Genomic DNA, 14,955 nt, shown 5'->3' with positions numbered 1-14,955 from the left:
GCTCCTCGAACGCAAGGTCTTGCGATCCCCTGCTTTCCTGCTCACAGAATATGCGGTATTAGCGTAACTTTCGCTACGTTATCCCCCATTCCAGGGCACGTTCCGATGCTTTACTCACCCGTCCGCCACTCGCCACCAGAGTGTTACCACCCCGTGCTGCCGTTCGACTTGCATGTGTAAGGCATGCCGCCAGCGTTTAATCTGAGCCAGGATCAAACTCTTCAGTTCAATTCCTAAAACTCTCGCTTGACGTCTACTCCATCAACCAGGATTCCTCCCAATCAATGGCTTTTCCATCTGTGCGAGTCCTTCTTATCCTTTATCCATCCGCTTGCGCAGATCTTCCCAGATCAAGAACCCACACCTATCGGTTGTCCAATTTTTTAAAGAGCTGGTTGCGGGGACAGGATTTGAACCTGTGACCTTCGGGTTATGAGCCCGACGAGCTGCCAGACTGCTCCACCCCGCGACCGTTGGGGTGTTCAATTAAGTGCCCCCATAAATTCTTCACAAGTTAGCAGGAAGGAGCCGGCTGGTGCTTCCTACCGAGTCGAAACTGCCGTGCTGCGAAGAGGAAGCATTCTATCAGCGGTCCATCTGCCAGTCAACACACTCCATCGAAAAATTCGGGATATGACCTGCCACAACTCGCAGGCTGACGGGGCAGCATGAATGCGCATCACCCGCGCACCAACGAGGTCTGCCAGTTGTTCATTGGGCGATCCCGGGTCTCAGCTCAGCATCGAGGCAAGGAAATCGAGATGGAAGTTCCCGCCCACAAAGCCCGCCATTCCTGAGGCCAGGCCTACACCCGCGAACACCAGTGCAAACCAGATCAACCATCTACGGCGCGTCAAAGCGGCGATACCCAGTACTGCCAGCGCGACGGTGATCCCGGCTTCGGCAATGTCGAACTGATCGTCGTGATAATTCAAGCGATCGTATTCTTGTTCGTAGCCCTCCGCCTGCTTCTTGATTTCTTCCTTCTCGCTTTCGTACCGAGCCACCTTCTCGCGGTAGAACGCAATTTTCTTGTCGAGCAGGGTTGCGGCCTCCTGCGTCAACGGGCTTTCAAGCTCGCGCTCGAAGGTGAGCTGATCGAGCATGGTCTCGGCGAGACTCTGTTTGGTACTCTTGGCCTGGAAATAAGCCCAAGCGTTTACGCTCCTCGCCTGCGCCTGCGCCATCGCCTGAACGATGTTCCCGTCCTTGACGTTGAACAGCGCCATCAGCGTCGCCAGAATCGCCACCAGCAAAGCAATGACTTTGTTGAGCCGGTCGGAATCCTGTCCGGACTTGTCCACCACTTCGCCAATCGCGTCCTTGATATCAGCCATTTCACCATCCTCCTCGCAAATTTGAACAATTCAGGAAAAGCCGCCAAACGGCATCCGTCTGCCACAGTCCGCCAGCATCGTCCTGCGAGTTTGCCGGGCCTCGCTTGCCATTGCAAGAAAGCGGGACCATTCTTCTCCGGACAATCACCCCAAGGGCCTTGAAATTCCCGCTGCCTGCCCCTATTATTAGCACTCGTTAGCGGTGAGTGCTAATATTTTTACTCCTGAGTCTTGTATCCATGACTGCAGGATCTGATAGTCGATGTTTGTTTAATTTGCTTAACCCAAGGAGAAGCTGCATGAAGATTCGTCCGTTGCATGATCGCGTGATCGTCAAACGTCTTGAAGAGGAGCGCAGGACCGCCTCCGGTATCGTCATCCCGGATACAGCCGCTGAAAAGCCTGACCAAGGTGAAATTCGCGCCGTTGGCAATGGCAAGATTCTTGATGACGGAAGCGTCCGCGCCCTCGCGGTGAAGGTTGGCGACCGGGTTCTGTTTGGCAAATACGCCGGCCAGACCGTCAAGGTCGAAGGAGAGGAACTGCTGGTCATGCGGGAAGAGGACATCATGGGCGTCATCGAAGCGTAGCCTGGCAATCTGGCAGCGTTGAGCCCACCCTTTGCTACACCACTTTCCTGTTCCGATTCAAATCATTAAAGAATTCTAGGAGTTATCTCTATGGCAGCTAAAGACGTCAAGTTTGGCGATAGCGCACGCGCTCGCATGGTCGAAGGCGTAAACATTCTTGCCGACGCGGTCAAGATCACGCTCGGCCCGAAAGGCCGCAATGTTGTTCTGGAGCGCTCATACGGCTCTCCAACCGTTACCAAGGATGGGGTCTCGGTCGCCAAGGAAATCGAACTGAAGGACAAGTTCGCCAATATGGGCGCCCAGATGCTCAAGGAAGTTGCCTCCAAGACTTCCGACATCGCTGGTGACGGAACCACGACCGCTACCGTTCTGGCCCAGTCAATCGTTCGCGAAGGCATGAAGTACGTTGCTGCGGGCATGAACCCGATGGACCTCAAGCGCGGTATCGACAAGGCTGTCGTGGCCACCGTCGACGAACTGAAAAACCTCTCGAAGCCCTGTTCGACCAGCAAGGAGATTGCTCAGGTCGGCGCGATCTCGGCCAACGCCGATGCGGACATCGGAGACATCATTGCCAGGGCGATGGACAAGGTTGGCAAGGAAGGGGTGATCACCGTCGAAGACGGCAAATCCCTGAACAACGAACTCGACGTCGTCGAGGGCATGCAGTTCGATCGTGGCTACCTGAGCCCCTACTTCATCAACAACAACGAGAAGCAGAATGCGATCCTCGAAAACCCGTATATCCTGATCTTCGACAAGAAAATCTCGAACATCCGTGATTTGCTGCCGATTCTTGAACAGGTCGCCAAGTCCAGCCGCCCGCTGTTGATCGTCGCCGAAGATGTCGATGGAGAAGCGCTCGCCACCCTGGTCGTTAACAATATCCGCGGCATCCTCAAAACTTGCGCCGTCAAGGCGCCAGGCTTTGGTGACCGCCGCAAGGCGATGCTCGAAGACATTGCGATCCTGAGCGGCGGCCAGGTGATTGCAGAAGAAGTCGGCCTGACCCTGGAGAAAGCCACCCTGGCCGACCTCGGCCAGGCCAAGCGCATCGAAATCGGGAAGGAAAACACCACGATCATCGACGGCGCCGGAGTCAGCGGCAACATCGAGGCACGCGTCAAGCAGATTCGTGCGCAGATCGAGACCGCCACCAGCGACTACGACAAGGAGAAGCTGCAGGAGCGGGTCGCCAAACTCGCAGGTGGCGTTGCCTTGATCAAGGTTGGTGCCGCTACCGAAGTCGAGATGAAGGAGAAGAAGGCACGCGTCGAGGACGCGTTACACGCCACTCGTGCCGCGGTCGAAGAAGGAATCGTTCCTGGCGGCGGCGTCGCCCTGCTGCGTGCCCGTGTGGCGCTCGCGTCGCTCAAGGGCGACAACCACGACCAGGACGCCGGTATCAAAATCGTTTTGCGCGCGATGGAGCAGCCGCTGCGCGAGATCGTCGCCAACGCTGGCGACGAACCCTCTGTAGTGGTCAATGCCGTGCTTCAGGGTACTGGCAATTTCGGCTACAACGCCGCCACTGGTGAGTACGGCGACCTGGTTGAAATGGGTGTTCTCGATCCGACCAAGGTCACGCGCACGGCACTGCAAAACGCAGCATCGATCGCCGGCTTGATGCTCACCACGGACTGCCTGGTCGCCGAGCTGGCTGAGGAAAAGCCGCCCATGGGCGGCGCCGGTATGGGCGGTATGGGCGGTATGGGCGGCATGGGTGGTATGGACATGTAATGTCCGCAGGAGCCATGCCCATTCAAAAAGAAACCCCGCTTCGGCGGGGTTTCTTTTGAAGTGGAGACGATTAGCGTTCCTTGCTCTCCAACGCCGATTGGTTGATATCAATCTTGTAGCGCAGGCGCAACCCGGCGAGGTAGGCAGCGAAATCCTCTTGGCCAAGGATCGTGCTGTACTCGCGCTGCAAGGCCTTGCGCCGGTTGTCGTCAACCTTTGCCGGATGACTGACCGTCATGATCTTGTAAAGCATGTAGTTCCCATCGCCCACATCAGCACCCACGTAGGCTGGCAGCTTATGGACGTCGGCTCGAAAAATTGCCTTCAGCGCCGCTGCCGGTAGCTGGCGATCATCCTGTCGGGAAACTTTCCTCACCGACACCCAGGCAAGCTTGTCTTCCGTCGCTCCCTGCTGCAACTCGCGGAGTTTGGACTCGCCCGCTGCACGGGCCAGTGCCGCTTCTTTCTCAACCTTGAGCAATGCTTCAATATCAGTCTTGACGGTCGCCAGGGGCTTCGTGGTCGCTGGCCGGTATTCAATCACCCGTGCCGCCAGGAGGGTGTTTGGAGCAATCTCGACCACTTCGGTATTACGTTTGTTTTTCAGCGATTCTTCCGAAAAAACCGAGGCGAGAACCTTCTGGTTGCCGAGCTGGCCCAGGCCAGTCAATAAATCCGGGGATGGGTTGCGCGGCAACCAGCCGGATTGCTGGATTTTCAGTTTGAATTTCTCCGCGGCCGGCTGCAGGCTGTCCGGCTGCTCATAGACCATGTTGCTGAAGGCCTCGGCGGCTTCAGCAAACTGTCGCGAAGCCGTTTGCCGCCGCAGCTCATCTTCGATCTCCGGGCGCACGTCAGCAAGCAAACGCTGCTTGCCCGGCTTGATCCCTGTCAGCCTGATGATGTGAAAACCGAATTCGGACTGTACCAGACCGGAAAGTTCATTCTCCCGCAGTTTGAACACCGTATCCTCAAACGGCTTGACCATCATACCGCGGCCAAAAAAACCAAGATCGCCCCCTTTTTCGGCAGATCCAGGGTCCTGTGAATATTGTCTGGCCAGCTCGGCAAATCTTGCCGGCGACTTCTGGGCCTCCATCAGCACCTCTTCTGCCCTGGCCCGGGCTTTTTCCTGGTCCACATCACCGCCAGTCAGGATCAGGATATGACTTGCTCGCCTCTCTTCAGCCTGTTGGTAACGATCCTTGTGGCTCTCGTACCAGGCTGCCACTTCGCCATCGCCGGGCTTGAGCTGCGCCAGCAATCCTTCCAGAGACAGGACCAGGTACTCGACCTTGGCCTGTTCCGTCACTTCAAAGCGCTTCAGGTTCTGTTCATAGTATTTCTCGATGTCCGGCGCAGTAATGTTCACCTGACCTGCAAACTGCTCCGGAGCGATTCGCCACTCGGCAATCTGTCGCTCTTCGGCCTGTATGCGCAGCAGTTTGTCGATCACCGTGCTGCTAGCAATGCCGGAATCTCCCAGTGCACCGACCAATTGCTGCAGTGTGAGATCCTGTCGAAGCTGTGCCTCGAACTGCGCTTGCGACATGCCTTGGGCGGCAAGCGCCGTCTGATAGCGGGACATCGAAAATTGACCGTTTTCCTGCAAGGCAGGAATTTTGCTGATGACTTCCCGAAGCAGTTCATCACCGGCACCAAGCCGTCCCTTTGCCGTCTCGAGAAGCAAAAGGCGCTGATCCACCAGCGAATTGAGAACTGCAAGCTTTGCTGCCGGGGTATTCATCAACTCTGGACGAAAACTGGCACCCAACACCTGCCGCATGCGGTCCTGCTGAGCTCGCCAACTGCCTGGTCGAACTGCGGCATGGTAATCTTGGAGTCACCAACACTGGCCAGATCGGCACCCGCCCCGGTGTTGCGTACGTAGGAGTCGACGCCCCAGAAGGCAAAGGGCAAAGTGATCAAGGCAAGGAATATCTGGACAACTCTCTTGTTGTTGCGAACAGCGTCAAAGAACATGAGGGTGGCTCGCTAACTCACTGGATTGAAGCGAAAAAGAAAAAAGGCGAACTTGCGTTCGCCTTTCGGCAGTGGCGGAGTGGACGGGGCTCGAACCCGCGACCCCCGGCGTGACAGGCCGGTATTCTAACCAACTGAACTACCACTCCCAAATGCTCTGCAACACCGCTCTCCCTGGTGGGTGCTGACGGGCTCGAACCGCCGACATCCAGCTTGTAAGGCTAGCGCTCTACCAACTGAGCTAAGCACCCGTCGTGTGACCAAAGCATGAGTTTCTCAGTCTACCGTATCCGTCACGACTTGGCCAGACCGAAACCAGCATCTCGCGATGGATCAAGTACGCAAGACAAGCCGGCAAGCGCGCTTCCCGACCTGCCCGACACGGCTCAATGCGTGATGACGGTGGAAACACTCTCCGGAGCAGGCGCTACAACCGGTGGGGTGGCAAGCTCCTCGGTCGACACAGGCTCGGGTTTGTGCTCAAGCGCATGCTCGAGCACCTGATCAATCCACCTGACCGGAATGATTTCCAGTTTGTTCTTGATGTTGTCTGGAATCTCGGCCAGATCCCTGACGTTTTCCTCCGGAATCAACACCCTTGCCAGGCCGCCACGTACGGCTGCCAGAAGTTTCTCCTTGAGTCCGCCAATCGGCAAGACCTCGCCACGCAGAGTTATTTCGCCCGTCATCGCGACATCGCAACAGACCGGGATGCCCGTGAGGACGGAAACCAGCGCCGTGCAAATCCCGACACCCGCTGACGGCCCATCTTTCGGGATAGCTCCTTCCGGAAGGTGGATATGAATATCGCTCTTCTGATAGAAATCATGATCAATACCGAGTGACTGCGCGCGCTTGCGCACCACTGACAGCGCCGCCTGGACCGACTCCTGCATGACCTCGCCGAGCTTGCCGGTAGTGGTGGTCTTGCCCTTGCCCGGCAGGACCACCGACTCGATGGTCAGCAGTTCGCCACCGACTTCGGTCCATGCCAGACCCGTCACCTGGCCCACCTGGTTTTCGCGCTCGGCGACACCGTAGTTGAAACGACGCACACCCAGGAATTTGTCGAGATTGCGCACACTGACGGCAACCTTCCCCTGGCTTTTTCTGAGCAGCAGCGTCTTCACCACCTTGCGACAGATCTTGGAAATGTCGCGTTCAAGCGATCGAACGCCCGCCTCGCGCGTGTAGTAGCGAACGATGTCGCGCAGTGCGCTTTCCGCCACCGTCAATTCGGTGATCTTCAGGCCATTGTTCTTCATCTGTTTCGGCACCAGATAGCGCTGGGCGATGTTGACCTTTTCGTCTTCCGTATAACCGGACAGCCGGATCACTTCCATACGATCGAGCAAAGGCGCCGGGATGTTCAGCGTATTGGCCGTGGCAACGAACATCACTTCCGAGAGATCGTACTCGACTTCAACATAGTGATCGACGAAAGTCGAATTCTGCTCGGGATCAAGGACTTCGAGCAGCGCCGAACTTGGATCGCCCCGGAAGTCCTGGCCCATCTTGTCGACTTCGTCGAGCAGGAAAAGCGGATTCTTGACACCGATCTTGCTCATGTTCTGCAGAATCTTGCCCGGCATCGAGCCAATATAGGTCCGGCGATGACCGCGGATTTCCGCCTCGTCGCGTACGCCGCCGAGACTCATGCGAACGAATTTGCGGCCGGTCGCACGTGCGATCGACTGTCCAAGCGAGGTCTTGCCGACACCAGGTGGACCAACCAGGCAGAGAATCGGCGCCTTCAGGCGTTCGACCCGCTGTTGCACGGCAAGATACTCGATGATACGTTCCTTGACCTTTTCCAGACCCCAGTGATCGGTGTCGAGGATCTTGCCGGCTGCTGCGAGATCCTTACTGATGCGTGTCCGCTTGCGCCACGGCAGACCGATCAGCGTCTCGATGAAATTACGTACCACCGTCGCTTCTGCCGACATCGGCGACATCAACCGGAGTTTCCTGAATTCCGCGAGCGCCTTGGCAAGTCCCTCCTTGCTCATTCCGGCAGTCTTGATCTTCTTGTCCAGTTCCTCCATGTCGGCGCCTTCTTCACCTTCACCGAGTTCCTTCTGGATCGCTTTCACCTGCTCGTTGAGGTAATACTCGCGCTGACTCTTCTCCATTTGGCGCTTGACGCGACCACGGATGCGTTTCTCGACCTGCAGAATGTCGATCTCGGATTCGAGTTGTGCCAGCAGACGCTCGATACGTCCGCGGATATCGAACATTTCGAGAACTTCCTGCTTCTGCTCGAGCTTCAGGGGCAAATGTGCGGCAATGGTATCGGCAAGACGCCCCGCATCCTCGATGCCCGCGATCGAGGTCAGGATCTCCGGCGGGATTTTCTTGTTGAGCTTGACGTACTGATCGAATTGCGCGATCACTGCACGGCGCAAGGCCTCGACCTCATGATTGAGGCCCTCGTCAGCAAGCACCGGGCGAGCGCCCGCGAAAAACATTTCCTCGCGCGCGTCGATGGCCTCCAGACGCGCGCGTTGTGCCCCTTCGACCAGTACCTTCACGGTACCGTCCGGCAGCTTCAACATTTGCAGGATATTGGCCACACAACCAACACCATATAGATCATCGGCTTCCGGATCGTCCTTGACCGCCGATTTCTGGGCCACGAGGAGAATGCTCTTGCCGGTCTCCATGGCCACTTCGAGCGCCTTGATCGACTTCGGGCGCCCGACAAACAGTGGAATCACCATATGCGGAAATACCACAACATCGCGCAGAGGCAGCAGTGGTAGTTCGACTGGCTCGGCAGACAGCTTGGGGGTTGCAGACATCGATTGTGCCCTTTAGGTAAGAGTTCAAGCCCCGAGATGGTGGCAAGAACCTGTATTTCAAGCCGCGCGGGGGGCGGCCAGCACATTAGTTGCCGCCAGACACCTTCGGTTGATCCGCATAGATCAGGATGGGCCGCGCGTCGCCGACGATCACGTTCTCGTCGATAATCACTTCTGAGACATTCTCCATTCCGGGAAGTTCGTACATGGTGTCCAGCAATACCGACTCGAGAATCGAACGCAGGCCGCGTGCCCCGGTCTTGCGCTCCAGTGCTTTCTTGGCAATGGCCAGCATCGCCGCAGGACGGATTTCGAGCGCCACCCCTTCCATCGCGAACAGCTTCTGATACTGCTTCACCAGCGCATTCTTGGGTTCGACCAGGATTTGCACCAGCGCCGTCGTCGACAGCTCCTCTAGCGTGGCAAGCACTGGCAAGCGCCCGATCAGTTCCGGGATCAGGCCGAACTTGATCAGGTCCTCGGGTTCGACGCTGCGCAGCACCTCACCGATCGCTTTCTTGTTGTCCTTGCTCTTCACTTCGGCGCCAAAACCGATACCGCCACGTTCCGAGCGATTGCGAATGACTTTTTCAAGACCGTCGAAGGCACCGCCACAGACGAACAGGATATTGGTGGTATCCACCTGCACGAAGTCCTGATTCGGGTGCTTCCGCCCACCCTGTGGCGGGACAGAAGCCACCGTACCCTCGATCAGCTTGAGCAGCGCCTGTTGCACGCCTTCGCCCGAGACATCACGGGTAATCGACGGATTATCGGACTTGCGTGAAATCTTGTCGATTTCGTCAATGTAGACAATACCGCGCTGTGCCTTCTCGGTATCGTAGTCTGCCTTCTGAAGCAACTTCTGAATGATGTTCTCGACATCCTCACCAACGTAGCCGGCTTCGGTAAGCGTCGTCGCATCAGCCATCACGAAGGGCACGTCGAGCATGCGCGCCAGCGTCTGCGCCAGCAGCGTCTTGCCCGATCCGGTGGGACCGATGAGCAGGATGTTGCTCTTGGCGAGCTCAATCTCGTCCCTGCTCTTGCCGACGTGACGCAGCCTCTTGTAGTGGTTATAAACGGCCACCGACAGGATTCGTTTGGCCGGCTCCTGGCCGATCACATACTGATCGAGGAGCGCCGAGATTTCCCTGGGTGTCGGCAGATCGCTGCCTGCACCCTTGCCACCCGGCTCGCCGGTGACTTCGTCGCGAACGATATCGTTGCAAAGCTCGATGCATTCATCACAGATGAATACCGATGGCCCGGCAATGAGTTTCTTCACCTCATGCTGGCTCTTGCCGCAGAACGAGCAGTACAGGAGTTTTTCAGTGCCACTCTTCTTTTCCGTCATATCGACCTACCTCACTTTCAAGCCTTATGTAGGCTGCCCGGATGCGAAATCAAATCGCTTCCCGATTGGTCAGCACCTTGTCGATCAGACCGTATTCTGCCGCTTCCTGCGCTGAAAGGAAATTGTCGCGATCGGTATCGCGTTCAATTCTCTCAATCGCCTGGCCCGTGTGATGAGCCATCAGGTCATTGAGTTTGGCGCGCAGGGAAAGGATTTCCTTGGCGTGAATCGCGATGTCCGACGCCTGCCCCTGAAACCCCCCCATGGGCTGATGGATCATCACGCGCGAATTGGGCAGGGCAAAACGCTTGCCGTGGGCACCCGCCGCGAGCAGAAAAGCCCCCATCGAACAGGCCTGCCCCATACACAGGGTCGACACGTCGGGCTTGATGAACTGCATGGTGTCGTAGACAGAGAGGCCAGCCGACACCGCGCCACCCGGCGAATTGATATAGAAATGGATATCCTTGTCCGGATTCTCGGCTTCCAGAAAGAGAAGCTGCGCCACCACCAGATTCGCGGTCACGTCATTGACCGGGCCAACCAGGAAAATCACCCTTTCCTTGAGCAGTCGCGAGTAGATGTCATATGCCCGTTCGCCACGACCGCTCTGCTCAATCACCATCGGGACCAGGCCCAGCGCTTGCGGATTCCAGTTGCTTGAGTCAAAGTCAATGCCCATTTCGCTTCCTCTACTTGGAGAATCGTGCGTATTCAGGATCATCGGATCAGGATTTCTGCTCCATCAATTCAGCAAAAGCAAGCGGCTTGTCGACCACCTTCACCCTTGCCAGCACCCAGTCAACCACGTTGGCCTCGATTGCCGCACTCTCGAAAACACTGAGGCGATCCGGCTGGGCATAGTGCCAACGAATCACCTCTTGCGGATGGTCGTAACTTTGCGCAGCTTCCTCGACCATCGCTTTCACCTGCTGCGGCTGCGCCGCCAGTCCGTGCTGTTTCACGATCTCGGAAAGAATCAGGCCGAGGCTGACTCGTCGCCTGGCCTGATCGGCAAACCACTCGGGCTGTATCTGCAGATCCTTGGTCTGCAGGCCGCGCTGCTCCATATCCTGGCGAGTCGACTGCATCAAGCGGTCGATCTCTCGGTGGATCAGTTCCCTCGGCACCTCGATGGGGTTGGCCTGCAGCAGCGCATCCATCACCTGACCGCGAATCTTTGCTTGCAGACGCTTCTTCACCTCGCGTTTGAGGTTGTCCTCGATCTCGGCGCGCATCTTGACGAGATCGCCATCCTCGATGCCAAGGGTTCTGGCGAAGTCAGCATCAACCTCCGGGAGTACCGGTTCGCCCACTTCCTTGACGGAGATGTCGAAGGTCACCGACTGGCCCGCCAGTTCCTGGGAGAAATACTCTGCCGGAAAGGTCATGTCGAAAGTCTTGGCTTCGCCCGGACACATACCGATGACGGCGCTCTCGAAGTCAGACAGCATCGACCCTGCGCCCAGCACAAAACGGTAATCCTTGCCCTGGCCACCGGCGAATGGCTGACCATCCCGCTTGCCAAGGAAGTCGATGCTCACCCGATCCGCCTTTGCTGCAGCACGATCGACCAGTTCGTAACGCACACGCTGCTTGCGCAGGATGTCAATCGTCCCGTCGATCTCGGTTGAGCCGACTTCTTCGAGTATCGGGCGTTCGATTTCCACGCCCGCCAGATCATTCAGCACAATCTCCGGAAAGACTTCGAAGATTGCCGAGAACTCGAGATGCGTAGGATTTTCGCTGCTCTTCGCCTCGATCTTCGGAGTCCCCGCGACGCGCAGATTCTGCGCCATCGCCGCCGTTTTGAACAGTTGCCCCAGCGCCTCGCTCAAGGCATCATGGCGAGCCTGCTCGCCATACTGCAGCCTGGCAATGCTTGCCGGCACCTTGCCGGGCCGGAAACCCGGCATCTTCATGTTCTTGCTAAGGCGTTTGAGACGCTGGTCAACATCCTTTTCGAAGTCGGCGATGTTTAACGACAGGTCAAGACGGCGCTCAAGGGCGCTCACCACTGGTGCACCAGGGGCTGATACCTCATTCATAGCAGCGTTCATTTATTAAGAATCCTTGTGATTCAGGCTGAAAGGTGACCGGAACCTGGCTCGGTCGGAAAAACCCGCGCCAGCAGATAATGCAGTGCTGGCCGCCAGAGCGAAGTCGCCAGAGATCATCCTTTGCTGTTCGAGCAATCGTCCGGAGTCAGGAGACTTCACGATGCAAAGGGTTTTCAGGAGCATTCGCCAACCATCCGCAACATCCGCGAGTTGCGCACCATCCAGCACGCCCCCCCCGCATCGCTTCCGCGTCCATGTCCGCGCGCAAATACCGCCTCCGCGCACGGAAAGCGAACGATTCTACAGCAATATTTCACAGCTCGAAACACCCGTGGCGCTGCGGCCAAGCCCTGAATCACCCGCTCAGCACGGCAATCATGCTCGGCATCGCCAGCCAGCCCGCACTGCGACAGCCAGGCACAGCGCTGCAGAAGTGCCTGAAATATCGTATCGTGACTGCCTTAGGAACGTTTCAAAAACAATTTGCGAAAGCTGATCAATGGAATCCCACCGTTTTTCCAGTCCAGCAATGAATTTCCGCAGGTTGTTTTTTGAACGTTCCTTAGCCAGGATTCGCCGGCCGTTTGCCCGCAGATGCCGACATGCGTGCGTAAGGAAACCCAGAGCCTTTCCGACCAATGTCGACAAACCATCGGAGAATGAAAGTCATGCACGCCACCCTGCCGCTTCTCGCGACCACCACTTTCCCGGCTTTGACCCGGCGCTCGGTGGAGACGCTCCAGGTCAATCTCGGCTATCGCTGCAATCAGAGCTGTCTGCATTGCCATGTCAATGCCGGTCCGCAGCGCAAGGAGGAAATGACCGCCGAAACGATCGATGCGCTGCTCGCCTTCATCACCGCCAGCCCCGAAGTCAAGACGCTGGACCTGACCGGCGGCGCGCCCGAGTTGAACCCGCATTTCCGCCGCCTGGTCATCTCCGGCCGCGAACGCGGCCTGCGGGTGATTGACCGCTGCAACCTGACGATCCTGGAGGAAGCCGGTCATGCGGATCTGGCCGACTTCCTTGCCAGGCATCGCGTCGAGGTGGTCGCCTCGCTGCCCTGCTATCTCGAGGAAAACGTCGATCGACAGCGCGGCAAAGGCACCTTCGAAGCCAGCATCCAGGGCTTGCGACGCCTCAATGCGCTGGGCTATGGCGTGCCGGACAGCGGCCTGATCCTGAATCTGGTCTTCAATCCGCAGGGGCCAACGCTGCCGCCACCGCAAGAATCACTGGCCCTAGCCTATCGGGAGCACCTCGGACGCGAATTCGGCATCGTCTTCAGCCAATTGTTCACGCTGACCAATATGCCGATCCAGCGCTTCGGATCGATGCTGGTCTCGAAGGGCCAGTTCAACAGCTACATGCAGCTATTGCGCAACGCGCACCACGACGCAAACATCGAGCAAGTGATGTGTCGCAAGCTGCTTTCTGTCGACTGGCAGGGTTATCTTTACGACTGCGACTTCAACCAGCAACTCGGTTTGCCGATAGCTGGCAGCGGGCGCTCGCGCCTGCACATCACCGAGGTGAACGCGGCCGTACTCGACGGCTATCCGATCCAGGTGGCCAACCATTGCTACGGCTGCACCGCAGGACAGGGATCAAGCTGCGCTGGCGCCCTCGGTGACGAGATGGCCGCGGCACCGACCTGCGGCGCCTGATTGCACCAGCCTGACGGCTGCAGCCAGGCGCCGTTGCCCGCCCTTGTCGATACCACGAAAGGAAACAAGAACCATGAACATCAAGCACATCGACGGCATCGAGGCCTGTGTTTTCGACGCCTACGGCACGCTCTTCGATTTCAACAGTGCAGCGCTCGCGGCCAGCGACGAACTCGGTGGCAACTGGCAGAGCCTTTCGGAACTCTGGCGTCAGAAGCAACTGCAATACACCTGGCTGCGCGGACTCGCCGGCCGACATGCGGACTTCTGGCAGGTCACCGGCGATGCGCTCGATTTTGCCCTGAACACCCTCGGAATCGACCACCCCGACCTGCGGGCACGGCTAATGGACCTTTACCTACATCTCGGATGTTATCCCGAGGTTCCCGAAACGCTGCGCCGGCTGCAGGCGGCAGGAATGAAGCTGGCGATTCTCTCGAACGGCACGCCGGCGATGCTCGCCGCGGTGGTCCGCCACAGCGCTCTGGAGAACATCTTCGATGCCGTATTGTCAGTGGAGGAAGTGGGCGTCTTCAAGCCACACCCGGCAGTCTACGCGCTGGCCTGCGAACGCCTGCAACTCGCCCCGGCAGCGATCTGCTTCCTCTCGTCGAACGCGTGGGATGCCTATTCGGCCAAGGCCTCCGGCCTGCGGGTCCTGTGGTGCAACCGCTTCGGACAGGCACCGGAACGGATTCCCGAAACACCGGATGGCGAGATCAAGGATCTCTCTGCTCTACTGACGACGCTGTTTCCTGCCGCTTCCCGCTAGCCAGCCGACGCAGACTGTAATTCGGCATTCGCAGTGCGCGTGCCGACTTCGACTTCGACTTCGCCGAGGTCATCGCGCGTGTGCAGCGTGTGATCCGGAGCTTCGAACGCACGACTCGCGCGAACGCCACTCCGAACTCGGTGTCGAGGTCATCGAAGGCACGGCGAAGATTGTCTCACCCTGGGAGGTCGAGATGGTCCGCCATAGCGGCGAGACCGAGCGGATCAGCGCGCGCAGCATCGTCATCGCTGCCGGCGCACGCCCCGCAGAATCTCCTCAGTTGGGTCGCGCGTTTCCACGCCTGGCGTCTCTGTTAATGTGAAAGTATCGTCAGCAACTCACTCGCGGGGGAACGACCGCCCGGCTTTCCCTTGCGCTGTCAGCGCCAACAGCAGGAAAAAACAGCCCAGGACGGTTGCAGCCATGCCACCCTGCAGGAGGGTCGCAAGTTGAAACGTGCCCAGGTAGTACTTGCCTGCCAGACGCAGTACCACGGCGGTGATGCACAGCAGCAAGCCACCGATGCCGGCGACACGTCCCAACAGGAGCAGAAGGGCGTCCATTTCCCACCTCATTACGTAGACGACAAAATGTGATTTTCGGCTGTTCCCCTGGCGATGATCTGGCAAGAACTCGTCAGGCGAA

General features: G+C 57.9%; 13 protein-coding genes, 3 tRNA genes and 1 rRNA gene. 5 read left to right on the top strand and 12 right to left on the bottom strand.

The genetic code is table 11. From position 1 onward, the window contains the following. The 3 genes from E4Q08_RS09110 to E4Q08_RS09100 all read right to left on the bottom strand — a co-directional run. Positions 1–228 (bottom strand): 16S ribosomal RNA (locus E4Q08_RS09110); the annotation flags it as partial. 164 nt (positions 229–392) lie between these two features. Then, positions 393–469 (bottom strand) — tRNA-Met (locus E4Q08_RS09105). Positions 470–731: 262 nt separating this feature from the next. Continuing rightward, entirely contained in the window at positions 732–1,337 is a 606-nt protein-coding gene (locus tag E4Q08_RS09100) for a DUF4337 domain-containing protein (RefSeq protein ID WP_034910162.1), read from the bottom strand. A gap of 299 nt (positions 1,338–1,636) precedes the next feature. Between E4Q08_RS09100 and groES the strand changes: the two genes are divergently transcribed. Continuing rightward, positions 1,637–1,927: a co-chaperone GroES gene (groES, locus tag E4Q08_RS09095; RefSeq protein ID WP_169070151.1), complete on the top strand. Its 291-nt coding sequence runs from the start codon at positions 1,637–1,639 to the stop codon at positions 1,925–1,927. 90 nt (positions 1,928–2,017) lie between these two features. Beyond that, positions 2,018–3,670 carry a chaperonin GroEL gene (groL, locus tag E4Q08_RS09090; protein ID WP_169070150.1) on the top strand — a complete coding sequence of 551 codons (1,653 nt, stop codon included), beginning with the start codon at positions 2,018–2,020 and terminating at the stop codon, positions 3,668–3,670. Between the two features lie 70 nt (positions 3,671–3,740). Here the strand turns inward: groL and E4Q08_RS09085 are convergent, their stop codons facing one another. From E4Q08_RS09085 to tig, 8 genes are all read right to left on the bottom strand, one after another. Further along, a complete protein-coding gene (locus tag E4Q08_RS09085) occupies positions 3,741–5,456 on the bottom strand; it encodes a peptidylprolyl isomerase (protein ID WP_252396610.1) in 1,716 nt (571 codons plus the stop codon). After that, positions 5,417–5,653 carry a SurA N-terminal domain-containing protein gene (locus E4Q08_RS25305; protein WP_252396609.1) on the bottom strand — a complete coding sequence of 79 codons (237 nt, stop codon included), beginning with the start codon at positions 5,651–5,653 and terminating at the stop codon, positions 5,417–5,419. Before E4Q08_RS25305 ends, E4Q08_RS09085 begins: the two co-directional genes overlap by 40 nt. A gap of 72 nt (positions 5,654–5,725) precedes the next feature. After that, positions 5,726–5,802 (bottom strand) — tRNA-Asp (locus E4Q08_RS09080). A gap of 26 nt (positions 5,803–5,828) precedes the next feature. Further along, positions 5,829–5,904: transfer RNA gene (locus tag E4Q08_RS09075), tRNA-Val, on the bottom strand. A 135-nt stretch (positions 5,905–6,039) separates the two neighbouring features. Further along, positions 6,040–8,454, bottom strand: a complete 2,415-nt coding sequence (gene lon / locus E4Q08_RS09070) for an endopeptidase La (RefSeq protein WP_169070149.1) — start codon at positions 8,452–8,454, stop codon at positions 6,040–6,042. A gap of 85 nt (positions 8,455–8,539) precedes the next feature. Next, positions 8,540–9,811: an ATP-dependent Clp protease ATP-binding subunit ClpX gene (gene clpX / locus E4Q08_RS09065; protein ID WP_169070148.1), complete on the bottom strand. Its 1,272-nt coding sequence runs from the start codon at positions 9,809–9,811 to the stop codon at positions 8,540–8,542. Positions 9,812–9,860: 49 nt separating this feature from the next. After that, entirely contained in the window at positions 9,861–10,493 is a 633-nt protein-coding gene (gene clpP / locus E4Q08_RS09060) for an ATP-dependent Clp endopeptidase proteolytic subunit ClpP (protein WP_034913801.1), read from the bottom strand. 46 nt (positions 10,494–10,539) lie between these two features. Then, positions 10,540–11,859, bottom strand: a complete 1,320-nt coding sequence (gene tig / locus E4Q08_RS09055; RefSeq protein ID WP_169070147.1) for a trigger factor — start codon at positions 11,857–11,859, stop codon at positions 10,540–10,542. 389 nt (positions 11,860–12,248) lie between these two features. Here tig and E4Q08_RS09050 point away from each other — a divergent pair, with 389 nt between their 5' ends. The 3 genes from E4Q08_RS09050 to E4Q08_RS09040 all read left to right on the top strand — a co-directional run bounded on the left by E4Q08_RS09050 (position 12,249) and on the right by E4Q08_RS09040 (position 14,310). Beyond that, the gene (locus E4Q08_RS09050) at positions 12,249–12,404 is read left to right on the top strand and encodes a hypothetical protein (protein ID WP_169070146.1); all 156 of its coding nucleotides are present in this window, start codon (positions 12,249–12,251) and stop codon (positions 12,402–12,404) included. Positions 12,405–12,539: 135 nt separating this feature from the next. After that, positions 12,540–13,538 (top strand): arsenosugar biosynthesis radical SAM (seleno)protein ArsS, encoded by a 999-nt coding sequence (gene arsS / locus E4Q08_RS09045; protein ID WP_034913804.1) that lies wholly within the window; start codon positions 12,540–12,542, stop codon positions 13,536–13,538. Positions 13,539–13,611: 73 nt separating this feature from the next. Beyond that, positions 13,612–14,310, top strand: a complete 699-nt coding sequence (locus E4Q08_RS09040) for a haloacid dehalogenase type II (protein ID WP_034913807.1) — start codon at positions 13,612–13,614, stop codon at positions 14,308–14,310. 338 nt (positions 14,311–14,648) lie between these two features. Here E4Q08_RS09040 and E4Q08_RS09035 read toward each other — a convergent pair whose 3' ends face one another. Beyond that, on the bottom strand, positions 14,649–14,873 hold the full coding sequence (locus E4Q08_RS09035; protein WP_034913813.1) for a hypothetical protein: 225 nt from the start codon (positions 14,871–14,873) through the stop codon (positions 14,649–14,651). Between the last annotated feature and the right edge of the window lie 82 nt (positions 14,874–14,955).

The sequence above is a fragment of the Candidatus Accumulibacter contiguus genome (genome assembly GCF_012940005.1).
In the GTDB taxonomy this organism is placed as follows: Bacteria; Pseudomonadota; Gammaproteobacteria; order Burkholderiales; family Rhodocyclaceae; genus Accumulibacter; species Accumulibacter contiguus.
This window is presented reverse-complemented; position numbering and strand designations above follow the sequence as displayed.